The organism is Aliihoeflea sp. 2WW, from assembly GCF_000497755.1.
Taxonomy (GTDB): Bacteria; Pseudomonadota; Alphaproteobacteria; order Rhizobiales; family Rhizobiaceae; genus Aliihoeflea.
Genome location: NZ_AYOD01000066.1, coordinates 1 through 23069, shown reverse-complemented (window position 1 = coordinate 23069; position 23069 = coordinate 1). Strand labels below are relative to the sequence as shown.

Genomic DNA, 23069 nt, shown 5'->3' with positions numbered 1-23069 from the left:
GATTCCGATGCTCAATCAGTAATCTGTCGGCTCAGTTGCCGGCGTCAGCTACGTCCTGGGTGCCTTCGATCGCGGCGGTCAGCGCGCGGTTCGCATCGCCGAGATTTTCGGCGGCGGCGACGCGCCACTCGTCGAAAAGCTCCTGGCTCACGACGCGGATGGCGATCGGCATGAAGGCGTGATCCTTGCCGCACAGCTCCGAGCACTGACCATAGTAGAGGCCTTCCCGGGTGGCGCGGAACCACGTTTCGTTGATGCGGCCCGGCACGGCATCGACCTTGACGCCGAAAGCGGGCATCGCGAAAGCGTGCAGAACGTCGGCTGCGGTGACGAGCAGACGGACCGTGGTATCGACCGGCACGACGACTTCGTTGTCGACGGCGAGGAGCCGCGGATAGGTCGCCATGTCCTCCTTGCCGGCAGCGGCGCGGTCGCCTTCCTGCAGCATGATCGAGGAGAAGGTGACCGTCTGGTCCTCTTCGGTGTCGGCCTGGTACTCATATTCCCAGTACCACTGGAAGCCGGTCGCCTTGACCGTCATCGTCGGGTCTTCGTCGGGATCGTACTGGGCGGTCAGAAGCTGGAACGACGGAACCGCCAGGAACAGCAGAATCACCACCGGCGCCACGGTCCAGACGACCTCGATCAGCGTGTTGTGGCTGGTGCGCGAAGGCACCGGATTCTTGCTCGCGCGGTACTTGATGATGACCCAGGCAAGCAGCGCCGACACGAACAGGGTGATCGGCACGATGAACCACAGCGTGTACTGCTCGAACCAGCGGATCTGCTCCATGATCGGCGTCGCGGCTTCCTGGAAGCCAAGCTGCCAGGGGCGCGGCTGGTCGGCCAACGCGGCCGTCGCCGCCAGTGCGGCGCCTGCCGTGCTGAGGCCCAAAAGGAACTTCTTCATCACCCTCTCGTCTCCCGGATCGTCCGTCGCGCAGCGCCAATGCGGCAGCCGCCACGTGGATTGCATGGCTTTCGTCGCGCGTTCAAATCATACTCCGGGTTCGACCGCAAGAAAGCCATCAATGGATGTGTGCGGCATTTTTGCGCGCGCGCGCACCAAGCGCGCCAAAGCGCCCTCAATTCGCTCGATTTGTGGAAAAACCCTGCCGGATCGGCCCGGAACCGCCATCGGGCGGCCTTCGACAAACAAGGTGTGGAAGATGATGCGCGTCTTGCGATACACCTTGTTCCCACCTCCATCCGCGATTCGCAGGATCAAGATGACGCTCTTCCCAAGCCTCCGCCCGGCCCTTGCCACGCTCACCATCGGCGCCGCCCTGATTTCCGGCAGTGCACTGGCGCAGCAGGCGCCGCAAGGCGCGGTGCGCTCCACGCATGGCGCGTGGTCGCTGATCTGCGACACGCCCGCGGGCTCGACCTCCGAGCAATGTGCGCTGATCCAGAACGTCGTCGCCGAAGACCGGCCGGAGGTCGGGCTTTCCGTCGTGGTGCTGAAGACCGCCGACAACCAGGCCGAAATCCTGCGCGTGCTGGCGCCGCTCGGCGTGCTCCTGCCCAACGGGCTCGGCCTCAATGTCGACGGCGAGGACATCGGCCGCGCCTATTTCGTGCGCTGCTTCCAGGATGGCTGCTATGCCGAGGTGATCCTCGAAGAGCCGTTGAAGACGACGCTCAGGAACGGCGATGCGGCGACATTCATCGTCTTCCAGACGCCCGAGGAAGGCATCGGCATTCCGGTCGAGCTCGAAGGCTTCGGCGAGGGCTTCGACGCCCTTCCTTAAACAAAGAACGGCGGATCACTCCGCCGTTTTTTTTTGATGCCTTCAGGCAAGCGCCGCCTTCACTGTTTGAGCAAACGGGGTCGTCGGACGCCCGATCAGCTTCGAAAGCGCGCGACCATCATCGAACAGCGCGCCCTTTCCGGCTGCCGCATCCCAACCTGCGATCGCCGCGCTGAGGCCGGCTGGTAGTCCGAATCCCTCGAGTGTCCTGGCGTAGTCGGCTTGCGGCATGTCGGTATAGGCGATCGGTTTACCCGTCTGCTTCGAGACTTCCGCAGCCAGTTCAGCCAGCGAGAACGAATCGTCTCCGGCAAGTTCATATGTCTTGCCGTCATGGCCGGGAGTGGTCAGCACCGCCACGGCTGCGTCCGCATAGTCGGCCCGCGCCGCAGATGCGATGCGCCCCTCGCCCGCCGAGCCGATCAGCGCGCCAGCTGCAACGGCCCCTTCCAGCGAGCCGGTGTAGTTTTCCGTGTACCAGCCGTTGCGCAGGATCGTGTAGGGGATGCCGGACGCCTTCAGTTGCTTCTCCGTCTCGGCATGTTCGGCAGCAAGGCTAAGCGGCGAGGTGTCCGCGCGCAAAAGGCTCGTATAGACGATCCGCTTCACGCCGTTCTTCTTCGCTGCCTCGATGACGTTGTGATGCTGGGCTGCGCGCTTGCCGACTTCGCTCGACGAGATCAAAAGCAGGGTATCGACCCCCTTCAGAGCGGCATCGAGCGAAGCTTCGTCCTCATAGTCCGCGCGACGGACCTCAACGCCGAGATCGGCGGCCTTTTCCGGCGAGCGAACCAGAGCAATGATCTGTTCTTTCGTCTGCGACTTCAATTTCTCGATTGCGATGCGGCCGAGTTGGCCGGTCGCGCCTGTCACTGCAATTGTCATCTTGGGTCTCCTTGGTTGGTGGACCCCATGTAGGCACGTTGCTAATTTTTAGTAAGTACCTACATTTATGTAAGTATGGTTTTATGGATGGACGGAGCGTTTCATGAATCTGACCGCTAAAATGGAGCGAGGCGACCTGATGGCTGCGGCATGCCCTTCGCGCGAAGTCTTGAAACACGTGACCAGCCGATGGGGCGTGCTCGTGCTGATCGCTTTGCAGGACAAGACGCTGCGGTTCAGCCAGCTGCGACGGCGCATCGGTGGCGTCAGCGAGCGGATGCTGGCGCAGACGCTGCAATGGCTCGAAGGTGACGGGCTCGTGAAGCGCGTGGCACATGAGGTCGTGCCGCCGCATGTCGACTACAGCCTGACGCCGCTCGGGCTGGAGGCCGCCGAAAGAGTCGCTGCGCTTGCCGACTGGATCGAGACGAGCCTGCCAGCGATTGCAGCGCATCGCAAAGTCGGGGTCTGAGGTCGCGCCGGACGAACGGCCTGCCTATATAGGCCTGAACGAATCCCCACGGAGACCACTCGTGACCCAGCGCCTGATCGAACAGTTCGACATTTCCGAAGAGGCCGTGCGCCGGATCGTCTCCGATACGGTTGGCGGGTCGGACGATGGCGAGCTCTTCCTCGAATATCGCGAGGGCGAGGCGCTGGTGTTCGACAATGGCCGATTGAAGACCGCAAGCTTCAACACCGACAAGGGTTTTGGACTGCGCGCGGTAGCCGGCGAAGCCGTCGGCTATGCGCACGCCAACGAATTGTCGCAGGCAGCGCTCTTGCGCGCCGCGGATGCGGTCGGTGCGGTGAAGGCCGGCCATTCGGGCACGCTTGCCGCCGCGCCGCAGGGCACCAACCGGAAACTTTACGGCGACGCCAACCCGATCGCCGAGCCCGGCTTTGCCGAGAAGGCGAAGCTGCTGCAGGACATCGACGCCTGGTTGCGCGGGCGCGACCCGCGTGTGCGGCAGGTGACGGCCTCGCTTGCCGCCTCATGGCAGCATGTCGAGATCGTGCGTGCGGACGGGCGGATCGCGACCGACGTGCGCCCCCTCGTCCGCTTCAATGTCGCGGTCGTCGTCGGCGATGGCGACCGGCAGGAAACGGGCTCCTACGGCGCGGGCGGGCGCAAGGGCTTCGGCGAATTCCTCGCCGACGAAAGCTGGCAGTTCGCGGCAAGCGAGGCGCTGCGGCAGGCGTTGGTGAACCTCGAAGCCGAGGACGCGCCGGCCGGCACGTTCGACATCGTGCTCGCCAATGGCTGGCCGGGCGTGATGCTGCACGAGGCGGTCGGCCACGGGCTCGAGGGCGACTTCAACCGCAAGAAGACGTCAGCCTTTTCCGGCCTGATGGGCCAACAGGTCGCCGCCAAGGGCGTGACGGTCGTCGACGACGGCACCATCTCCGAGCGGCGCGGATCGCTGACGATCGACGACGAGGGCACGGCGACGAACCGCACGGTGCTGATCGAGGACGGCAAGCTCGTCGGCTACATGCAGGACCGCCAGAACGCGCGGCTGATGGGCATGGCGCCGACCGGCAATGGACGGCGCGAAAGCTATGCGCACCAGCCGATGCCGCGCATGACCAACACCTACATGACCGGCGGCGACAAGACGCCCGAGGAGATCATCGCCTCGGTGAAGGACGGCATCTACGCCGTCTCCTTCGGCGGCGGGCAGGTCGACATCACGTCAGGCAAGTTCGTCTTCGGCTGCACCGAAGCCTACCGGATCGAGAACGGCAAGGTGACCCGGCCGATCAAGGGCGCGATGTTGATCGGCAACGGGCCGGACGCGATGCACCGCGTTTCGATGATCGGCAACGACATGAAGCTCGACACCGGCATCGGCATGTGCGGCAAGGCCGGCCAGGGCGTGCCGGTGGGGGTGGGACAGCCGCATCTGCGGATGGACAAGATGACGGTGGGCGGGACGAAGGCTTAAGTCAGACCCAGGACGCGGCCGACTTCGGCAACCGGCCCTCCGGATCGATGATCTCCAGCCGGGGTCCTTCCGGTCCATTCCATCGCCAGAGCGCGACGCAGGTGCCGCCCTTCGACATGAAGGACGGATAGACGACGCCGTCGATGCCTTGGTCGAGAAGTCGTTCGCGCAAGGCGTGCGTTGGCGGCTCGCCGCCTGCGTCGATGATCTGACGCCACTCGCAATCGTGGATCGACGCATCGAGGGCGTATTCGGCAAGCACATCGCGATCGGTCAGGTCGGCGAGTTTCGCGCCTGACAGTTCGAGGCGAACGATCAGGGCCGGGTGTTGCACGAAGCCCTGATTGTACTCCGCCCACGCGGTCGACAACTCGCGCGCAGCATAGATGGTCGGCGCGCCGACCGGATTCCAGCGACCGCCGAAGCGTGCCGCCCCCTCACCCGACAACGGCGCGAAAGACCAACGCGGCACGAAGGCGCGCCAGAGCGCGACCGGCGTCTCGTCAGGCATAGATTCCGGCGCGCACCGATTCGAGATAGGCGAGCACCTTGTCGCCCTTGCCTTCGCCGACCAGATCATAGGCCGTCTTGCCGGCCCAGCCGGGGATGGGCTGGTGCTTGAACCAGATCGCGGCGCGAGCGTCGCTGCCGGTCATTTCGGCCGCCATCGACAGAATGCGTACGAGCGGGCTTAGCGCCGCGTCGACCTTGCGTCCGCCCTTGACTGAAGCAAGCGTGTTGCGTGCAATACCGATAAGACCGGCCAATTCGCTCATCGTGACTCCGAGCCGCTCGGCCACGCGGCGCGGCGACAGGAACGGCGTCGTGTCATCGCCATAATGGGACGCGAAAGCATCCAAAGTTGCCATGATCGGACCCTTGTGACTGAAATAATTGACTGGTGCTCAATGTATGCTCAATCCATGCTCATTTCAAGAAAGCTCCATGCCCAGGTATTCGCGCATCGTCATTCTCACCGGAGCCGGGATTTCGGCCGAATCCGGCGTCGACACATTTCGCGCCAAAGACGGCATCTGGTCCAAGGTTGACTATCGCGACGTGGCGACCCCACAAGGCTTTGCGCGCGACCCCGACCGGGTGCACGCGTTCTATAATTCGAGGCGGCGGGGACTTGCTTCCGTCGAGCCCAATGCGGCCCATGCGGCGCTGGCGCGGCTCGAGCGGGCGTTCGCGGGCACTGTCCTGCTCGTCACGCAAAACATCGATGATCTGCACGAACGCGCGGGCTCGTCGCGGCTGATTCACATGCATGGCGAATTGGTCCGCGCGCTTTGCGCCAATTGCGGCCAGCGGCACGAGTGGTCGGACGACATGGATACCGACCATCCCTGCCCCACTTGTCACTCGGCAGGGTTCCTGCGGCCGGATGTCGTCTGGTTTGGGGAAATGCCGTACCAGATGGAGCGGATATCGGCTGCCATCGCGCTGTGCGACCTGTTCGTTTCGATCGGCACCAGCGGCAATGTCTATCCCGCGGCCGGCTTCGTCGAGGAAGCGAAGATGGCCGGGGCGCATACGGTCGAGCTCAACCTTGAACCTTCCGAGGGGCGAAGCCATTTCGCCGAGGCGCATTATGGCCTTGCAACCGAACTGGTGCCGGCATTCGTCGACCGGGTGCTCAGCTAGCGCCGCTTCTTCGGCTTCTCCAACAGCGCAACCGCCTCGACATGCGGCGACCAGAGGAACTGGTCGACGGGCGCGACGGATTTCAGGGTGTAGCCGCCGGCGATGAGGATTTCGAGGTCGCGGGCTAGTGTGACGGGGTTGCAGGAGACGGCGGCGACGTGAGGAACCGACGAGCGGGCGATCTGTCTGGCCTGGTCCTCCGCGCCGGCGCGGGGCGGGTCGAAGACGAGGCCGTCGAAGCGGGCGTCGAGTTCCTTGAAGGTGAGCGGGCGGCGGAAGAGGTCGCGCTTTTCGGTGGTGACGGTCTTCAGGCCCTCGCCGAAGCGGAAGGCACGGTCGAGGGCGGCGAGCGCCGGGGCGTCGGCTTCGACGGCATGGACCTGCGATCGCTTCGCCAACCGCAGCGAGAACGTGCCCCAGCCGCAGAAGAGGTCGGCGACGTTCTTCGCCTTGCGCAAATGGTCGGTGACGAGCGTCGCCATCGCCTCTTCGGCGTGGGCGACGGCCTGCACGAACGCGCCGGGGGGCGGCATGACGGCGATTTCGCCGGCCATCAGCACCGGCTTTCTCGGCTCGATGACGATCTCGCCGTCGACGCTCACGCGCGCGAAGCCAGCGGCCATGGCGAAGCGGGAGGCGGCGGTGCGGGCGTCGTCGGTGAGCTTGCCGGCGTCGCGGAGTTCGATGTCGAGGCCGGTTTCGCTGGCGGTGACGGCCATGCGAAAGGCGTCGCCGGTGTTGCATGCGATGCGCGCGAGTTCGCGCAGTTGGCCGAGCGCCGAGACGATGGCCGGAACCGAGATCGGGCATTCCTCGATGTCGATGATCTGGTGCGACAGCGCCTGGTTGTAGCCGAGCAGGATGCCGCGCTCGGTGCGGCGGACGGCGAAGACGACGCGGCGGCGCGAATGCGGCGGGCTGGCGACGATGTCGCCGACGGGCGCATCGATGCCCCTGCCCTTCAAGGCGGCGACGACCTTGTCGCGCTTCCAGGCGAGATAGGCGGGCATGGCCATGTGCTGCAGGGCGCAGCCGCCGCAGGTGCCGAAATGGCGGCAGGCAGGCGGGACGCGTTCGGGCGATGGATCGAGAATGGCGAGGAGGTCGGCGCGGTTCTTGCCGACGGCGGCCGTGACGCGCTCGCCGGGCAACGTGAAAGGCACGAAGACCTGGCCGTTGCCGGTGGGGGCGACGCCGTCGCCCTGCGCACCCAGATGGTCGATGGTGAGCGCGGTGCTCATCGGTTCTTTACTCCGGCCAACAGAAATTCGCGGTTGCCGTCGCCACCTTCGATGGGCGACGGGATGAGGCCGGTCGCGCGCCAGCCGGGCACAGCGTCGAGCCAGACGCGAAGGTCCTCGGCGACGATTTCAGCCTGGGCCGGATCGCGCAGGAGACCGCCCTTGCCGATCGCATCACGGCCCGCCTCGAATTGCGGCTTGACCAGGAAGACGCCGCGCGCGCCAGGCGCCGCAAGGGCAAGCGCGGGCGGCAGGGCGAGCTTCAGCGAGATGAAGGAGACGTCGGACACGAGGAAATCGGGCGCGATGCCGTTCAGGTGCTCGGCAGAAAGGTCGCGGGCGTTGAGGCGCTCGATGGAGGTCACGCGCGGGTCGGCGGCGAGGGTCGCGTCGAGCTGGTCATGGCCGACATCGATGGCGAAGACATGCGCCGCGCCTCGGTCGATGAGGATCTGCGTGAAGCCGCCAGTCGAGGCGCCGATGTCGAGCGCGGTGGCGCCGGAGGGATCGAGACCGAAGGCGTCGAGTGCGTGGACGAGCTTGAGAGCCGCGCGGGAGACGTAGTCCTGCGCCGGGTCGTCGACGGTGATTTTGGCATCCAAGAAAACGCCGAGGCCGGGCTTGGTCACGACCGCGCCGGCGACCGTAACCGTGCCGCGCAGGATCGCGTCGCGTGCGCGCGAGCGGGAGGCGAAGAGCCCGCGGGTGACGAGCAGTTCGTCGAGGCGAAGCTTTTCCGCGCTCACGCGGTGGCGGCAGCGCGGTCGCGGCCCAAAGCGGCGAAGACGGTGCGCACAATGCCGGCGGAATCGAGCCCCGCATCGGCATACATCTTTTCCGGCTTCGCGTGGTCGGTGAATTCGTCCGGCAGGATCAGCGGGCGCACCTTGATGCCGGTTTCGAGCAGCCCGTCATGGGCGAGGAAGTGCAGGACGTGGCTGGCGAAACCGCCGATCGCGCCTTCCTCGACGGTGATCAGCACCTCGTGCTCGCGCGCGAGACGGCGGACCAGATCCTCGTCGAGCGGCTTGGCGAAGCGGGCGTCCGCGACCGTGGTCGATAGTCCGGCCGCGTCGAGTTCCTCGGCGGCGAGCAGGCAGTCCGCCAGCCGCGTGCCGAAGGAGAGGAGGGCGACCTTGGTACCTTGCTTGACGATGCGGCCCTTGCCGATTTCGAGGATCTGCCCACGCGCGGGCATCTCGACGCCGACACCATTGCCGCGCGGATAGCGGAAGGAGATCGGGCCGTCATCATAGGCGGCGGCGGTGCGCACCATGTGCTTCAGCTCCGCCTCGTCGGCGGCGGCCATGACGACGAAGCCGGGCAGAGAGGCGAGATAGGTGGTGTCGAAGGCGCCGCAATGGGTCGCGCCGTCCGCGCCGACATAGCCGGCGCGATCAATCGGGAAGCGGACGGGCAGCTTCTGGATCGCGACGTCGTGGACGACCTGGTCGTAGGCGCGCTGGAGGAAGGTCGAATAGATGGTGGCGAAGGGCTTGAAGCCCTCGGTCGCAAGGCCGGCGGCGAAGGTGACGCCGTGCTGCTCGGCGATGCCGACATCGAAGGTGCGGCCGGGAAATTCCTTGCCGAAATGGTCGAGGCCCGTTCCCGAAGGCATCGCGGCGGTGACCGCGACGATCTTCTCGTCCTCGCGTGCTTCCTGGATCAGCGCGTCGGCGAAGACCTTCGTGTAGGCCGGCGCATTGGCGGGCGCCTTGGCCTGCGCGCCGGAGATGACGTCGAACTTGTTGACGCCGTGATATTTGTCGGCGGCTTCCTCGGCGGGTCCGTAGCCCTTGCCCTTCTTGGTCACGACATGGATCAGGATCGGCCCTTCGCCATTGTCGCGCACGTTCTTCAGGACCGGGACGAGATGCTCCAGATTGTGGCCGTCGATCGGGCCGATATGGAAGAAGCCGAGTTCCTCGAAGAGCGTTCCGCCGGTGACGTAGCCGCGCGCGTGCTCGACGGCGCGGGTGATCGCCTTGTCGGCGCGCTTGCCGAGATAGGAGGTGAGTTTCTTGCCGAAATCCCGGATGCCGGCATAGGTCGAGCCCGAGGCGAGACGCGCGAGATAATGGCTCATCGCGCCCGAGGGCGGGGCGATCGACATGTCGTTGTCGTTGAGGATCACGATCAACCGCGCGTCGAGCGCGCCGGCATTGTTCATCGCCTCATAGGCCATGCCGGCCGACATGGCGCCATCACCGATGACTGCGATGACGTTGTTCTTCGCGCCGGCAAGATCGCGCGCGACGGCCATGCCGAGCCCGGCGGAAATCGATGTCGAGGAATGCGCCGCGCCGAACGGGTCGTATTCGCTTTCGGAACGCTTGGTGAAGCCGGACAGGCCGTGCTCCTGGCGCAGCGTGCGGATGCGGTCGCGCCGGCCTGTCAGGATCTTGTGCGGATAGGCCTGGTGGCCGACGTCCCAGATGATGCGATCGTCTGGCGTGTCGAAGACATAGTGCAGCGCGACGGTCAGTTCGACGACGCCGAGGCCCGCGCCCAGATGCCCGCCGGTCTGCGAAACGGCGTCGATCAGCTCGTGACGCAGTTCCTCGGCCAGTTGCGGAAGGTCGCCTTCCTTCAGGCGGCGAAGGTCCGCCGGAACCTTGACCTGGTCCAGAAGCGGCGTCTCGGGGGGTGATTTCACAGGTGCCATGATCTCTCGTCGCGCGTTAACGGGGAGATAGTGGCTCGCTTGCCGAAAGTAAATGCGACGCTCAGCCCTCGGGGAGCGGAATGCGCTCCTCCGCGTCGCCCGGCACGATGTCGAACCGGCCGGTGCGCCATTCCTCCTTGGCCTGCTCGATCCGCTCCTTGGACGAGGAAACGAAGTTCCACCAGATGTAGCGGCGCGAGCCGAGCGAGGCACCGCCGAAGAGCATGAAATGCGCGCCGCGTTCCGAGCCGACGACGATCTCGTCGCCCTCGCGGAAGACAAGAAGCTGGTTCGCAGCGAACCGGTCGCCGGCGATGTCGACCTCGCCTTCGAGGACGTAGATCGCGCGTTCTTCGGTATCGGCGGGAATGGGAATGCGTCCGCCAGGCTTCAGGCGGATGTCGGCGTAGAGCGTGTCGGAGGCGGTGCGGACCGGCGCCTTGAGGCCTGAAAACGCGCCGATAACGACGCGCCCCGTCGCCTCTTCGCCGTCGATTTCGGGGAGTTCGGCGCGAGCAGTGTTTTCGAAGAGGGGCGCGATTTCTTCCTTGTCGTCGGGCAAAGCGAGCCAGGTCTGGAGGCCGGAGATGGAGAGCGGGCCACCCCGCAATTCCTCCGGCGAGCGCTCCGAATGCACGATGCCGCGCCCGGCCGTCATCAGGTTCACGTCGCCGGGCTCGATCACCATTTCGGTGCCGAGCGAATCGCGATGGCGGATCTTGCCGTCGAAGAGATAGGTGACCGTCGCGAGCCCGATATGCGGGTGCGGCCGCACGTCGAGCGCCTGCCCTGCGCGCAGGATCGCCGGGCCCATGCGGTCGAAGAAGATGAACGGCCCGACGAGCCGGCGGCGCGCGGACGGCAAGGCACGGCGGACCTCGAGGCCGCCGATGTCATGCGCGCGCGGGATGATGAGCGTTTCGATGGCATCGCAGGCGAACGCGTCGCCCGCAACGGGGTCAGTTCCGGGGAAGAAGCTCATGTGACCTCACCATGTCAGCAAAGGCACATCATATCGCGAGAGATGGCGATCGTGTGTGACGAATTGCATGCCTTCGACGATCGCCTGCGCCAGCATCAGCCGATCGAACGGATCGGCATGGAAAGGCGGCAACCGCTCGACGAACGCTGCGTGCTCGGGCCTTACATCCAACAGGTCGAAACCTGTCGTCTGGAATTCGATGATGGCCTCATGGCCAGAAAACGGTGGCGCATCCAGGCGGTCCAGCGGGTGCTTGATCGCAACCTCCCAGACCGCGGCTACCGAGACCGAAATCGAGCCGGAATTTGCGGCAATCGTATCCTGTACGTGTTGGGGTATTCGCTCCGGTGTCGTGGCCGCCCAGATCGCGACATGGGTGTCGAGCAGGAGCCTCACGTCTTCTGCTTTTCTTCGCCGAAGAACATTGCCTCGACATCCGCGTCGAGCGCCTGGAAGGCTTCATAGTCCAGCGGCGGATACTTCTCTCTGGCGTGCCCAAAGCGAATTGGCTTCGCAACGGGCGCGCCGAGCGGAACAAGCTTCGCCGCCGGTTTGCCATTGCGAGCGATGACGATTTCGCTTTCCAAGCCGCTCTCGACCGCTTCGACGAGACGGGACAACGAGGTCTTGGCTTCAAGCATATTGACGGTGGACACCACACGCTCCTTAGCTAATCCTGGCTAAGATAACGTTGCATGACACAATTTTCAAGCTTGACCCCTAGTCCCCGTCCAACGGCTCCGTGCCCATCGGCTTCCCATCCCGCGACAGCCTGATCTTCTCCACCTTGTCCTCGGCCGCTTTCAGGAGCTGGTCGCAATGGGCCTTCAGCGCTTCGCCGCGCTCGTAGATGCGGATCGACTGGTCGAGGGGGACGTCGCCGCGCTCCAGGTCGTCGACGATGCGTTCGAGCGCTTCGAGCGCCTGTTCGAAGCTCATCGCCTTGATGTCGGCATTCGGGGTGGTCTGGTCGGTCATGGTCATCCCTTCATCAGGCGGGCGATGTGGACGGCGGCGGAGAAGGCCAGGCCCTGCAGGTCGTAGCCGCCTTCGAGCAGCGAGACGAGGCGGTTGCCGGAGTGGCGTGTCGCGCGCTCCAACAATTCGCCGGTCGCCCAGTCGAAATCGTCTTCGGTCAAATTGATCTCGGCCAACGGATCGCGGTGGTGGGCGTCGAAGCCGGCGGAGATGATGATGAGGTCGGGCCGGAACTCGTCGAGCGCGGGGAGGACGCGGCTGTCGAACGCCTCGCGGAAGGTCTCGCTGCCGGTGCCCGGATCGAGCGGCGCGTTGACGATGTTGCCGGCGCCCGTCTCCGACTTCGCGCCGGTGCCGGGGTAGAGCGGCATCTGGTGCGTGGAGCAGTAGAGGACCGACGGGTCGTCGTAGAAGATGTCCTGCGTGCCGTTGCCGTGATGGACGTCCCAGTCGACGATCGCGACGCGCTCGGCGCCATGGGCCTTCTGGGCGTGGCGGGCGGCGATGGCGGCGTGGTTGAAGAGGCAGAAGCCCATGGCCGTCGCCTTCTCGGCGTGATGGCCGGGCGGGCGCGAGGCGACGAAGACGTTGTCGGCGCGGCCGGCGAAGACGTCATCCACCGCAGCGTTGGCGGCGCCAACGGCGGTGAGCGCGGCTTCGAGGCTCTTCGGGCTGACCGTCGTGTCGCCATCGATGCTCGCCAGACCCTCGGAGGGGATCAGGGCGCGGATCTTGTCGACATGGCTTTGCGGGTGGGCGTAGAGCACGGTCTCGATGTCGCCCATCGGCGACAAATGCCGGTCGAGCCCTTCAAAGGCCTCGGCCTCCAGCGCACGCTCCAGCGCGCGCAGGCGATCCGGCCGCTCGGGGTGTCCGGCGGGCATCAGATGTTCGAGATAGATCGGGTGCGTATAGAGACGTGTGACCATGGGCGCTTGATATAGGGCCGATCAGGGCGCGTGACCACGCCCCGATTTCACTTCGCACACACGATTAACAGCGATCAGCTCTGGATGATCTCGGTCGAGGCGATTTCGATGCCGAAGCCCTCGAGGCCGATATAGTGGCGCGGGCGGGAGGCGAGCAGCCGGATCGACGAGATGCCGAGATCGCGCAGGATCTGCGCGCCGAGGCCGATCTCGCGCCATTCGTCTTCGCGGACCAGCGCTTCCTCATGCCCCTCGCGCTCCCCCATCGGCCGGTTGCGCGCATTGTGCGCCACGCCGACCGAGCCCTCGCGCAGATAGACGAGGACGCCGCGTTCGGCTCCGAACTTCGACAGAAGATCCTTGAGTTCGGTCCCAGCGCCGAAGACATCGGCGACAACGTCCTCGGTGTGGAGGCGGACTGGCACATCGCGGCCGTCGCGGATGTCGCCGAAGACGATGGCGAGGTGGTGCATCGTGTCCCATGGCAGGCGGTAGGTCAGCGCGCGCGCCTTGCCGCCGGGCGTCTCGATCTCGAAATCGGAGATGCGCTCGATCAGCGTTTCCTGACGCTGGCGGTAAGCGATCAGGTCGGCGACGGAGACTTCCTTCAAGCCGTGCTGGCGGGCGAAGCCCTGCACCTGCGGGCCGCGCATCACCGTGCCGTCATCGTTGACGAGTTCGCAGATGACTCCGACCGGCGGCAGGCCGGCGAGCTTGCACAGATCGACGGCAGCTTCCGTGTGTCCGGAGCGCATGAGCACCCCGCCCTCGCGCGCGACGAGCGGGAAGATGTGGCCCGGGCGCACGAAATCGGACGCGCCGACATTGCCATTGGCGAGGTTGCGCGCCGTCAGCGTGCGGTCCTCGGCCGAGATGCCGGTGGTGGTGCCGTGCTTGAAGTCGACCGAGACGGTGAAGGCCGTCGAATGCGGCGCGTCATTGTCGGCGACCATCGGGTTCAGGTTCAGCCGCTTGGCGTCCTCGCGCGTCATCGGCGTGCAGACGATGCCCGAAGTGTGGCGCACGATGAAGGCCATCTTTTCGGGCGTGCAGTGAACGGCGGCGACGATCAAATCGCCCTCGTTCTCGCGGCCATCATCGTCCATGACGACGACGATCTCGCCGCGCTCGAAGGCGCGGATGGCTTCGACGGTTTTTTGCTGGTCGTAGGGCATGAGGTCAGCCGTGGTGAATGGTGAATAGTGAATGGTGAATGGATGCAACCGGGTGGATCGCCCGAAGCAGCCTTTGGTCAATTCTCATACTCATCTCCAGCCATTCACCATTCACTATTCACCATTCACCGACCCGTCTGGCCGCGATGTCTCAAATAGTGATCCGCGATCGCGCAGGCGACCATCGCTTCGCCGATCGGCACGGCGCGGATGCCGACGCAGGGGTCGTGGCGGCCTTTGGTCCTGACGTCCACTTCCTGGCCGTCGACGTCGATCGACTGGCGGGTGTTGAGGATCGACGAGGTCGGCTTGACGGCGAAGCGGGCGACGACGGGCTGGCCGGTCGAGATGCCGCCGAGGATGCCGCCGGCCTTGTTGGAGAGGAAGCGCGGGCCGTCATTGCCCATGCGCATCTCGTCGGCATTTTCCTCGCCGGTAATGCGCGCGGCCTCGAAGCCGTTGCCGATCTCGACGCCCTTGACGGCGTTGATCGACATCAGGCCCGACGCGATCTCCTGATCGAGCTTGGCGTAGATCGGCGCGCCGAGGCCGGCCGGCACATTGTCGGCGACGATCTCGACGATGGCGCCGACCGACGAGCCGGATTTGCGAATGCCATCGAGATAGTCCTCGAAGACGGACACGGATTTCGGATCGGGCGTGAAGAACGGGTTGTCGGCGGACTGGACGAAATCCCAGTCCCAGTTGGCGCGGTCGATGTCCTTCGTTCCCATTGAGACGAGCGCGCCGCGCACAACCATGCCGGGCACCACCTTGCGGGCGAGTGCGCCGGCGGCGACGCGGGCCGCCGTCTCGCGGGCCGAAGAGCGCCCGCCGCCGCGATAGTCGCGCAGGCCGTATTTGACGTCATAGGTGTAGTCGGCGTGGCCTGGACGGTATTGCCGGGCGATTTCGCCATAGTCCTTGGAGCGCTGGTCGACATTTTCGATCAGCATCGAAACGGGCGTGCCGGTGGTGATCAATTCGTCGCCGTCCTCGAGCACGCCGGACAGGATCTTCACCTGGTCGGGCTCCTGGCGCTGGGTGACGAAGCGCGACTTGCCGGGGCGGCGCCGGTCGAGATCGGCCTGGATGTCGGAAAGCTGGAACCTGATGCCGGGCGGGCAGCCATCGACCACGCAGCCGAGCGCCGGCCCGTGGCTCTCGCCCCAGGTCGTCACGCGAAAGAGATGCCCGAACGTGTTGTGCGACATGCTGGTCCCTGCCCCGCCGGCCCTTCAAGGGCCGTTTCGTCACCGCTTCTATTGGCGTTTTGCCGGAGGGTCAAACCGCGCGGAGTTTTGACACATTGTTTCGATTCAAACATCCTCTCGCGACCCCCCGGAGGATTCCATCAGATGCGCAAGCTCGCCCTTTTCACCGCCGCCGCCACTCTCTTCGCCACCGCCGCCCTCGCCGCCAACGACGAAGGCCCGATTACCGCGATCGACCGCGAAGCGATGACGATCACGCTCGAAAACGGCAATGTCTACAAGCTGCCGGGCGAATTCGATGTCGAGGCGATCTCGGAGGGAATGGACGTGCTGCTCGCCTACGAGGAGATCGAAGGGGAGAAGCAGATTACGGATATGGATGTGGGGAATTGATGGAAGCCTTCGCCGGCTGATGCGAAGAGGCCTGGATTCCTGTGACGAGCACAGGAATGACGGTTGCGGTAAGGTCGTCGCCGCAAATTTCCGAAGTCGCAGGCTCGCAGCAACGTAGATGCCGTCATTCCTGTGCTCGTCACAGGAATCCAGGCCTCGTCATATCAGCAGGCCGCTTTTTTCCAGAACGCGTGCGCCATTGCGGCGCGCGTGTTGGCTACAGCCACTCCAGCTTCACCCCATCCCACCGCAAAATCCGGTCCTGCGGCACGATGAGCGCCGCGGCTTCCGTAGCACCCATGCCGCCGGCGATGCGGAAGACGGCGCGGATGATGCCGCCATGGGTGACGCAGACGGTCGGGTGCGCGATCTCGTCGAGGAACGGCCGGAAGCGGGACATCAGGCGGTCGTAGCTTTCGCCGGCGGTGCCGGGCGGCACGAAGTGCCATTTGTCGGCATCACGCTCGGCCGTCGCGCCGGGCCGGCCGGCTTCGACCTCCTCAAGCGTCTTGCCCTGCCAGTCGCCGAAATGGACCTCGATAAGACGCGGGTCGGTCAAATAGCCGCGGCGCGGCAGGCCGGCGCCGGCGCGCACGCGCTCCATCGTTTCGCGGGTGCGCTTCAGCGGGCTGGCGACGAAGCGGAAGGAGGCGATGTCGGGCTGGACCTTCGCCAGCCGCTCGCCATTGCGGTCGGCCTGCGCACGGCCGACCGGATTCAGATCCGTGTCGGCCTGACCCTGCAGGCGCATGGTGGCGTTCCAGTCGGTCTGGCCGTGCCGGATGAAATAGATGAGCGTTGCCATGCGCTTGGATTAGCGCGACCCGTCGCCGGGCCGCAAGTTGCAGGCGGTCATTTGTTGGTGAGGAGCGTCAGACCGTCGAAATGTCCGGCGCGTCCACCGCCTTCATGCCGACGACGTGATAGCCCGAATCGACGTGCAGCACCTCGCCCGTCATGCCTTTCGACATGTCGGAAAGAAGGTAGACGCCGGTCTGGCCGACTTCCTCGATGGTGACGGTGCGACGCAGCGGGGCGTTGTACTCGTTCCACTTCAAGATGTAGCGGAAATCGCCGATGCCGGACGCGGCGAGCGTCTTGATCGGGCCGGCCGAGATCGCGTTGACGCGGATGTTCTTCGGGCCGAGATCGACCGCCAGATACTGAACGGACGCTTCGAGAGCGGCCTTGGCGACGCCCATGACGTTGTAGTTCGGCATGACCTTTTCGGCGCCGTAATAGGTCATGGTCAGGAGCGAGCCGCCCTCGGCCATGAGCTTTTCGGCGCGCTGCGCGACGGCGGTGAACGAATAGACCGAGATGTCCATCGTCTTCACGAAATTGCCGTGGCTGGTGTCGACATAGCGGCCGACGAGTTCGTCCTTGTCGGAAAAGCCGATGGCGTGGACGACGAAGTCGAGCTTGCCCCACTTGGCTTCGAGGTCGGCGAAGACGGCGTCGATGGTCGCCATGTCGGAAACGTCGCAATGGCCGGCCAGATGCGCGCCCAGTTCGGCGGCGAGCGGCTCGACGCGCTTCTTCAGCGCGTCGCCCTGCCAGGTGAAGGCGAGTTCGGCGCCCTGTTCGGCGCAAGCCTTCGCGATGCCCCAGGCGATCGAGCGATTGTTCGCCACACCCATGATGAGGCCGCGCTTGCCGGCCATCAATCCGTTTCCACCTGCCATGTCATTCCCTCGACCCGATCACGTTTGGACCGAGCCTATCGCATAGAGGGTGTGCGGCATCAAGCCGCGAGACCGTCGGGCGGCAACGGCGATCAGGAAGCGCGGCGCGCGCGCATCAGTGCCTCAAGGTCCTCGTCGCGGTCGGCCGGCAGCATCACGGAGACATGAACGTAGAGGTCGCCATGGCCACCATGCTTGGTCGGCAGGCCCTTGCCTTTCAAGCGCAGGCGCTTGTCGGAGCTCGACCAAGCGGGAATGGCGACGGCGAGCCGGCCGGTCGGCGTTTCCACCGGCAAGCACCGCGTCTTCCAGCGGAACCGGCAGGTCGACATGGAGGTCGCGACCCTCGACGCGATAGAGCGGATGCGGCTTGAAGCGGACTTTGACAAGGGCATCGCCCGGCTCGCCGATGCCGAGCTGTTCGCCCTGCCCTTTCAGGCGGATCGTCTGTCCGTCCTCCAGGAAGGCCGGCAGCTTGACCGCGATCTTGCGTCCGTCGGGAAAAGCGGCGGTGACTTTGGCGGCCGTCGCGGCTTCCTCGATCGTGACGTCGAGGGTCACCTGCAGGTCGCTGCCGCGCGGCTGGCGGCGCTGGCCGGCGCCCGGCTGCGGNAAGATGTGCGAAAAGATGTCGTCACCGGCATCGCCGAACGGATCGGCGCCGCCCGACGAGCGGAACTCGTAGCGCCCGCCGCCCGGGCCGGCGCCGGCACGCCGGAAACCGCCGAACGGGTCGCCGCCGCCCGCGCCCTCGAAACCGGTAAAACGCGGCTTGCCGGTCGCGTCGATTTCGCCGCGGTCGAACTGCCCGCGCTTTTCGTCGTCGCCGACGATCTCATAGGCCTGGCTCGCCTCGGCGAAGCGTTCCTGCGCCTTCGGATCATTGGCGTTCTGGTCCGGATGATATTTCTTCGCCAGCTTCCGGTAAGCGGCCTTGATGTCCTTGGCCGAGGCGTTCTTGGCAACGCCCAGCACCTGGTAGGGATCGCGCATGAATTGCCTGCCCGAATTGAGGATTGGTCGCCCGCTATATGAGCATGTCGGCGCGAAGTTTCCAGATTTTCCGGGCGGCGGTCAAAGCTTGTCGAAGGCCGTCATCGCCCACATGCCGCCCGAGGCGAGGCAGGATTCGCCCTGATAGAGCGCGATACCGTCGAAGCTTTCGCGCGTCGCCTCGAAGCGGCGGCAGCGCGTGCCCTGTTCGTTGTATTCGCTGATCTGACGCAGCGCGCCGCGCGAACCCGTCTCGGCATTCGCCCAGGCGAGCGCATCGGGCGCGCCGGCATCGAGGTCGAGCGCGGAGACGACGTTGCGGATGGTCGCCGCATCGGAAAGTTCGGTCGCATCCTTCGGCGCTTCGGTCTTCTGCACCGAACCGGTTATGATCGACGTATCCTTGGCGACGTCCTCGAGCGTGACGCCGCGCGAGCCGCAGGCGGCAAGGCACGACGCCATCGTGGCCAGCAAAATCGCCCGCCGTGCCGTCATCGCCATCGCTTGCAACGGGTGCAACAATGCGTCATCTCCCGATGGATCGCCGCGCGTCCAAGGACGCGCAAAGGACGATCCATATTTGTTGTTAGAGCATCGGAAAGTCCGAAAACCGGTTTCCACTTTTCGGTCCGATGCTCGAATCATGCGCGCAGAGGTGTAGAATGTCGGATGCACAGTTAACAAACACTGATTTCACCGAAGCGACCGAACCCTATCGCCTCTTCGCCGACTGGCTGAAGGACGCCGAGAAGAGCGAGATCAACGATCCCACCGCGCTGGCGCTCGCGACGGTCGATGCCGACGGCCTGCCGAATGTGCGCATGGTGCTCCTGAAGGGTTTCGACGCGCAGGGCTTCGTCTTCTACACCAATTTCGAAAGCGCCAAGGGCCGCGAGATTCTGGGCTCGATGAAGGCGGCCATGTGCTTCCACTGGAAGAGCCTGCGCCGGCAGGTGCGCGTGCGCGGGCCGGTCGAGATCGTCACCGACGCAGAAGCCGACGCCTACTACGCGACGCGCCCACGGGGCAGCCGGATCGGCGCCTGGGCGTCAGCGCAATCGCGCCCGCTCGAAGGCCGGTTCGCGCTGGAAAAGGCGGTCGCCGAATATACCGCCCGATACGCGATCGGCGACATTCCGCGCCCGGCGCACTGGTCGGGCTTTCGCATCAAGCCGGTCGAGATCGAATTCTGGCACGACCGCCCCTTCCGCCTCCACGACCGGGTGCAATTCAAGCGCGAGGGCGATGGCTGGGGGAAGCAGCGGCTCTATCCGTGAACGGCGCTTTCATTGAAAAGAATACACGATACGTGTACACTCAATGACGAATGAGCCGTTGGAATTCGAATGGGATGAAGCCAAGCGTCGCAGTGGGATCGAAAAGCACGGCGTCGACATTCTCTATGCGGCACTGATCTTCGAAGGTGCAGTGCTGACCCGGATCGACGATCGGCGCGATTACGGTGAAGAGCGCTTCATCTCTCTTGGCATGGTCGACGGGGACTGTTTCGTCGTCGTGCACACGCGGCGCAACGAAACCATCAGGCTGATTTCGGCCTGGAAAGGAGGTCGCGATGAGCGAGCCATCTATCAAGCGAGCATCGCTGGCGGAGATCCGCCAGATGAAGGACAGGGGTGACATCGCACGGCCCGTCGACGCGTCGGAGGGCGAGAGCCTCGGCGCGGAATTTTGGGCTAGCGCCAAGGTAGAAGCGCCGCGCAAGCGCTCCGTGCATCTGAAGCTCGATGCCGACGTGTTTGAGTTCTTCCAGCAGCAGAGCGGCGGCAAGGGGCATCTGACCAAGATGCAAACCGTTCTGCGCGCCTATGCCAACGCCCATCGCGGAAGATGAGGCCCCCTACTTCTTCCGGCTCATGAACGCCATGAAGGCGTTGCGGGCTTCGTCGGATTTCAGGCGGTTGCGGAACTGGACGCCTTCTTCCTCGATGCGGGCAATGAGCGGGGCGCGGTCGCCGAGAAGGAAGTCGCGGGCGATCTTCAGCGCTTCGGGCGGCTTGGAGGCGATGCGTTCGGCGGCCTCGAAGACCGCGGCTTCGAGTTCGGCTTCGGACACCACGGCATAGATCAGGCCCGCCTCCTTCGCGCGTTCGGCCGTAAAGCCTTCGCCCAGGCCTAACAGGGCGAATGCCTGCTGGCGGCCGATGACGGCCGGGGCGAGCAGGCTGGAGCCTGCCTCGGGCACGAGGCCGAGATCGACGAAGGGGGTTCGGAATTCGGTGCGCGGGGTGGCGAAGGTCAGGTCGCAGTGGAGGTTGATCGTCGTGCCGATGCCAACGGCGATGCCGTCGACGCCCGAGACGATCGGCTTTTGCGACTTCGCCAGCGCCAGCAGGAAGTCGTACACCTCGCGGCCGCCCTCGCCGCCCGTGGCGACCGTCATGAAGTCGGCAAGATCGTTGCCCGACGAGAACGCGCCCGGTACGCCGAGAATGACGTGACAGCAGATGTCCGGATCGCCGTCGCCCGCCGCCAGCGCCTCGGCCATCGCGGCATACATCGCCCGCGTGATCGCATTCTTCTTGTCCGGCCGATTCATGCGGATGGACTGGATGGCGCCACGGCGCTCGATCTGGATGTGTTCGTTCATGTCTATCTCGCTCAAGCTACAAGAGCCGCGCCGGCTTCGCGAAGGCTGACGGCGCCCTCGACGACGCGGCGGCGAAGCGCGGCGGTCTCCTCGATCAGGTTTTCGGCGTAGAAGCGGCACAGCGGTATGCGCTTGCCGCTCTCATCCGCGACTGCGCCGCGTGCGAGATAGGCGCCGCCGGCGGCGAGCGCGAAGAGCCGCAGATAGGGCGTCGCGCCGGCCAGCGCCTCGTCGGTGCGGCCTCCGTCGAGCGCTTCCTGCAGCCAGGCCGTCGCCTCGGACAGATCGTTCAGCGCCGCCTCGCATTTTTCCGCCGTCGCGCCGAAGCCGTCCCGGTTCGACGTGCGCACGGCCTCGATGTCGGCGTGGAGTTCGTCGATGAAGCGCAGCACGTGCTTGCCGCTGCCGAGCGGTAGCTTGCGCGTGACGAGGTCGATGGCCTGGATGCCATTGGTGCCCTCGTAGATCGGCGCGATGCGCGCGTCGCGATAGAGCGCGGCCGCGCCCGTCTCCTCGATGAAGCCCATGCCGCCATGGATCTGCAGGCCGACCGAGGCCATCTCGACGCCGATATCGGTCGAGAAGGCCTTGGCCACCGGCGTCAACAGGCCGGCGCGGTCGGCCCATTCGGACGCGTCGTCGCCGCCGGTATGGCTCATGTCGATCGCGTGGGCGCAGGAATAGCAGATGGCGCGCGCGACCTGCGTCAGCGCCTTCATGGTCAGGAGATTGCGCTGGACGTCGGGGTGCAGGACGATCGGCGCCATGCCGTCGCCCGTGTGCCCCGGCGCCTTGCCCTGGCGACGGTCGAGCGCATAGGCATGCGCCTTCTGGAACGCGGCCTCGGCGACCGCGACGCCCTCGATGCCGACAGCGAGGCGGGCATTGTTCATCATGGTGAACATGCAGGCGAGGCCGCGATTCTCCTCACCGACCAGATAGCCGACCCCGCCCTTTTCCTCGCCTTCGACGAAGCCGTCGCCGAAGATCATGGTGCAGGTGGGCGAGGCATGGATGCCGAGCTTGTGCTCGATCGAGGCGCAGAAGGCGTCGTTGCGCCGGCCGAGCGAACCGTCCGCATTGACGAGGAATTTCGGCACCAGGAACAGCGAGATGCCGCGCGTGCCGGCCGGCGCGTCCGGCAGGCGCGCGAGGACCAGGTGCACGATGTTGTCCGTATAGTCGTGCTCGCCATAGGTGATGAAGATTTTTTGGCCGAAGACGCGGTAGGTGCCGTCATCGGCGCGCGTCGCGCGGGTGCGCAGTGCGGCAAGGTCGGAGCCGGCCTGCGGCTCGGTCAGGTTCATCGTGCCGGTCCACTCGCCGGTGACGAGCTTTTCGAGATAGGTCGCCTTGAGTTCGTCCGAGCCGTGCTTGGCGACCGCCTCCGCCGCGCCGGCGGTCAGCGTCGGGCAGAGCGCGAAGGCAATGGAGGCCGAGTTCCACATCTCCATCGCGGCCATGGCGAGCATGGTAGGCAGGCCCTGTCCGCCGAAATCCTCCGGTCCGGAGAGCCCGTTCCAGCCGCCCTCGATCCAGTGGCGATAGGCCTCGCGCCAGCCGGGCGGCGTGGTGACCGCGGCATCCTTCCAAACCGCGCCGACCTCGTCGCCGACCTTGTAGAGAGGCGCCAGTTCTTCGGAGGCGAAGCGGCCGGCTTCGCCAAGGATTGCATCGACCAGATCGTCGGAAAGATCACCGAGCCGGCCATCAGCCATCGCGCCGTCGAGCCCCGCGACGTGTTTCAGCGTGAATGCGATGTCGTCGACAGGCGCGCGATACATAGGCTTTCCTCCGGCTCGAATGCGTGGCAACCATGGCTAGATTTTTTTGACGTTTACGTCAAACTGGAAGCGAACGGGGACGGAGATAAACCTTCTACCGAGTTACCCCCACCCTTTACCCCTCCCCACAAGGGGGAGGGAGACGTGAGCGCCGAGCCTCGATGTCCGCTCGGCACCAAGCTTGACGGTT

General features: G+C 65.3%; 28 protein-coding genes and 1 pseudogene. 8 read left to right on the top strand and 21 right to left on the bottom strand.

Annotation, left to right across the window (positions count from 1 at the left end; all coding sequences use genetic code 11):
* Positions 1 to 31 precede the first annotated feature (31 nt).
* The gene (gene coxB / locus ALII_RS0120420; RefSeq protein WP_024589072.1) at positions 32 to 910 is read right to left on the bottom strand and encodes a cytochrome c oxidase subunit II; all 879 of its coding nucleotides are present in this window, start codon (positions 908 to 910) and stop codon (positions 32 to 34) included.
* Positions 911 to 997: 87 nt separating this feature from the next.
* Complete coding sequence (locus ALII_RS22580) at positions 998 to 1228, bottom strand: hypothetical protein (RefSeq protein ID WP_152529704.1); 231 nt, start codon at positions 1226 to 1228, stop codon at positions 998 to 1000.
* Between ALII_RS22580 and ALII_RS0120415 the strand changes: the two genes are divergently transcribed.
* Positions 1224 to 1751: an invasion associated locus B family protein gene (locus ALII_RS0120415; RefSeq protein WP_173401427.1), complete on the top strand. Its 528-nt coding sequence runs from the start codon at positions 1224 to 1226 to the stop codon at positions 1749 to 1751. The genes ALII_RS22580 and ALII_RS0120415 overlap by 5 nt on opposite strands.
* Before the next feature lie 42 nt (positions 1752 to 1793).
* On the opposite strand, the gene ALII_RS0120410 is transcribed toward ALII_RS0120415, so the two are convergent.
* Entirely contained in the window at positions 1794 to 2636 is an 843-nt protein-coding gene (locus ALII_RS0120410) for an SDR family oxidoreductase (protein WP_024589070.1), read from the bottom strand.
* Between the two features lie 103 nt (positions 2637 to 2739).
* On the opposite strand from ALII_RS0120410, the gene ALII_RS0120405 reads away from it, so the two are divergent.
* Together ALII_RS0120405 and tldD are read left to right on the top strand one after the other, a co-directional pair.
* Positions 2740 to 3108: a helix-turn-helix domain-containing protein gene (locus tag ALII_RS0120405; protein ID WP_029660773.1), complete on the top strand. Its 369-nt coding sequence runs from the start codon at positions 2740 to 2742 to the stop codon at positions 3106 to 3108.
* A gap of 61 nt (positions 3109 to 3169) precedes the next feature.
* Positions 3170 to 4585: a metalloprotease TldD gene (gene tldD / locus ALII_RS0120400; protein ID WP_024589069.1), complete on the top strand. Its 1416-nt coding sequence runs from the start codon at positions 3170 to 3172 to the stop codon at positions 4583 to 4585.
* Between the two features lies 1 nt (position 4586).
* Here the strand turns inward: tldD and ALII_RS0120395 are convergent, their stop codons facing one another.
* Both ALII_RS0120395 and ALII_RS0120390 read right to left on the bottom strand, forming a co-directional pair.
* Positions 4587 to 5096 (bottom strand): RES domain-containing protein, encoded by a 510-nt coding sequence (locus ALII_RS0120395; RefSeq protein WP_024589068.1) that lies wholly within the window; start codon positions 5094 to 5096, stop codon positions 4587 to 4589.
* The gene (locus ALII_RS0120390; RefSeq protein WP_029660771.1) at positions 5089 to 5454 is read right to left on the bottom strand and encodes an antitoxin Xre/MbcA/ParS toxin-binding domain-containing protein; all 366 of its coding nucleotides are present in this window, start codon (positions 5452 to 5454) and stop codon (positions 5089 to 5091) included. Before ALII_RS0120390 ends, ALII_RS0120395 begins: the two co-directional genes overlap by 8 nt.
* A 76-nt stretch (positions 5455 to 5530) precedes the next feature.
* On the opposite strand from ALII_RS0120390, the gene cobB reads away from it, so the two are divergent.
* Entirely contained in the window at positions 5531 to 6232 is a 702-nt protein-coding gene (cobB, locus tag ALII_RS0120385) for a Sir2 family NAD+-dependent deacetylase (protein ID WP_024589066.1), read from the top strand.
* Here cobB and ALII_RS0120380 read toward each other — a convergent pair.
* From ALII_RS0120380 to aroC, 10 genes are all read right to left on the bottom strand, one after another.
* Positions 6229 to 7473 carry a class I SAM-dependent RNA methyltransferase gene (locus tag ALII_RS0120380; protein ID WP_024589065.1) on the bottom strand — a complete coding sequence of 415 codons (1245 nt, stop codon included), beginning with the start codon at positions 7471 to 7473 and terminating at the stop codon, positions 6229 to 6231. The genes cobB and ALII_RS0120380 overlap by 4 nt on opposite strands.
* Positions 7470 to 8219, bottom strand: coding sequence for a TlyA family RNA methyltransferase (locus ALII_RS0120375; protein WP_024589064.1), 750 nt, complete (start codon positions 8217 to 8219; stop codon positions 7470 to 7472). The genes ALII_RS0120380 and ALII_RS0120375 overlap by 4 nt, the downstream gene beginning before the upstream one ends.
* Positions 8216 to 10138 (bottom strand): 1-deoxy-D-xylulose-5-phosphate synthase, encoded by a 1923-nt coding sequence (dxs, locus tag ALII_RS0120370; RefSeq protein ID WP_029660770.1) that lies wholly within the window; start codon positions 10136 to 10138, stop codon positions 8216 to 8218. The genes ALII_RS0120375 and dxs overlap by 4 nt, the downstream gene beginning before the upstream one ends.
* A 61-nt stretch (positions 10139 to 10199) precedes the next feature.
* A complete protein-coding gene (locus ALII_RS0120365) occupies positions 10200 to 11120 on the bottom strand; it encodes a pirin family protein (protein WP_024589062.1) in 921 nt (306 codons plus the stop codon).
* 6 nt (positions 11121 to 11126) lie between these two features.
* Entirely contained in the window at positions 11127 to 11516 is a 390-nt protein-coding gene (locus tag ALII_RS0120360) for a type II toxin-antitoxin system VapC family toxin (protein ID WP_024589061.1), read from the bottom strand.
* Positions 11513 to 11776 carry a type II toxin-antitoxin system prevent-host-death family antitoxin gene (locus ALII_RS0120355; protein ID WP_024589060.1) on the bottom strand — a complete coding sequence of 88 codons (264 nt, stop codon included), beginning with the start codon at positions 11774 to 11776 and terminating at the stop codon, positions 11513 to 11515. The genes ALII_RS0120360 and ALII_RS0120355 overlap by 4 nt, the downstream gene beginning before the upstream one ends.
* 64 nt (positions 11777 to 11840) lie before the next feature.
* Entirely contained in the window at positions 11841 to 12098 is a 258-nt protein-coding gene (locus ALII_RS0120350; RefSeq protein ID WP_024589059.1) for an exodeoxyribonuclease VII small subunit, read from the bottom strand.
* A gap of 2 nt (positions 12099 to 12100) precedes the next feature.
* A complete protein-coding gene (locus ALII_RS0120345; RefSeq protein WP_024589058.1) occupies positions 12101 to 13027 on the bottom strand; it encodes a histone deacetylase family protein in 927 nt (308 codons plus the stop codon).
* Positions 13028 to 13101: 74 nt separating this feature from the next.
* Positions 13102 to 14202, bottom strand: a complete 1101-nt coding sequence (gene ribB / locus ALII_RS0120340) for a 3,4-dihydroxy-2-butanone-4-phosphate synthase (RefSeq protein ID WP_024589057.1) — start codon at positions 14200 to 14202, stop codon at positions 13102 to 13104.
* A 125-nt stretch (positions 14203 to 14327) separates the two neighbouring features.
* Positions 14328 to 15416, bottom strand: coding sequence for a chorismate synthase (aroC, locus tag ALII_RS0120335; RefSeq protein WP_024589056.1), 1089 nt, complete (start codon positions 15414 to 15416; stop codon positions 14328 to 14330).
* A 144-nt stretch (positions 15417 to 15560) separates the two neighbouring features.
* Here aroC and ALII_RS0120330 point away from each other — a divergent pair, with 144 nt between their 5' ends.
* Positions 15561 to 15809 (top strand): DUF1344 domain-containing protein, encoded by a 249-nt coding sequence (locus ALII_RS0120330; protein ID WP_024589055.1) that lies wholly within the window; start codon positions 15561 to 15563, stop codon positions 15807 to 15809.
* A 217-nt stretch (positions 15810 to 16026) separates the two neighbouring features.
* Here ALII_RS0120330 and ALII_RS0120325 read toward each other — a convergent pair whose 3' ends face one another.
* The 4 genes and pseudogenes from ALII_RS0120325 to ALII_RS0120310 all read right to left on the bottom strand — a co-directional run bounded on the left by ALII_RS0120325 (position 16027) and on the right by ALII_RS0120310 (position 19006).
* Positions 16027 to 16614: a histidine phosphatase family protein gene (locus ALII_RS0120325; RefSeq protein ID WP_024589054.1), complete on the bottom strand. Its 588-nt coding sequence runs from the start codon at positions 16612 to 16614 to the stop codon at positions 16027 to 16029.
* Positions 16615 to 16681: 67 nt separating this feature from the next.
* Positions 16682 to 17494 carry an enoyl-ACP reductase FabI gene (gene fabI, locus ALII_RS0120320; protein ID WP_024589053.1) on the bottom strand — a complete coding sequence of 271 codons (813 nt, stop codon included), beginning with the start codon at positions 17492 to 17494 and terminating at the stop codon, positions 16682 to 16684.
* A 92-nt stretch (positions 17495 to 17586) separates the two neighbouring features.
* Positions 17587 to 18487, bottom strand: a pseudogene (locus tag ALII_RS21425) (DnaJ C-terminal domain-containing protein).
* 81 nt (positions 18488 to 18568) lie between these two features.
* The gene (locus ALII_RS0120310) at positions 18569 to 19006 is read right to left on the bottom strand and encodes an RT0821/Lpp0805 family surface protein (RefSeq protein ID WP_210163450.1); all 438 of its coding nucleotides are present in this window, start codon (positions 19004 to 19006) and stop codon (positions 18569 to 18571) included.
* Between the two features lie 143 nt (positions 19007 to 19149).
* On the opposite strand from ALII_RS0120310, the gene pdxH reads away from it, so the two are divergent.
* The 3 genes from pdxH to ALII_RS0120295 are packed head-to-tail and all read left to right on the top strand — an operon-like array spanning position 19150 to position 20339.
* Positions 19150 to 19764: a pyridoxamine 5'-phosphate oxidase gene (gene pdxH / locus ALII_RS0120305; RefSeq protein ID WP_024589051.1), complete on the top strand. Its 615-nt coding sequence runs from the start codon at positions 19150 to 19152 to the stop codon at positions 19762 to 19764.
* 58 nt (positions 19765 to 19822) lie between these two features.
* Positions 19823 to 20125, top strand: coding sequence for a BrnT family toxin (locus ALII_RS0120300; RefSeq protein WP_024589050.1), 303 nt, complete (start codon positions 19823 to 19825; stop codon positions 20123 to 20125).
* On the top strand, positions 20109 to 20339 hold the full coding sequence (locus tag ALII_RS0120295) for a BrnA antitoxin family protein (RefSeq protein ID WP_024589049.1): 231 nt from the start codon (positions 20109 to 20111) through the stop codon (positions 20337 to 20339). Before ALII_RS0120300 ends, ALII_RS0120295 begins: the two co-directional genes overlap by 17 nt.
* 6 nt (positions 20340 to 20345) lie before the next feature.
* On the opposite strand, the gene ALII_RS0120290 is transcribed toward ALII_RS0120295, so the two are convergent.
* Together ALII_RS0120290 and ALII_RS0120285 are read right to left on the bottom strand one after the other, a co-directional pair.
* On the bottom strand, positions 20346 to 21095 hold the full coding sequence (locus tag ALII_RS0120290; RefSeq protein WP_024589048.1) for a crotonase/enoyl-CoA hydratase family protein: 750 nt from the start codon (positions 21093 to 21095) through the stop codon (positions 20346 to 20348).
* Positions 21096 to 21106: 11 nt separating this feature from the next.
* Entirely contained in the window at positions 21107 to 22879 is a 1773-nt protein-coding gene (locus tag ALII_RS0120285) for an acyl-CoA dehydrogenase (RefSeq protein WP_024589047.1), read from the bottom strand.
* Between the last annotated feature and the right edge of the window lie 190 nt (positions 22880 to 23069).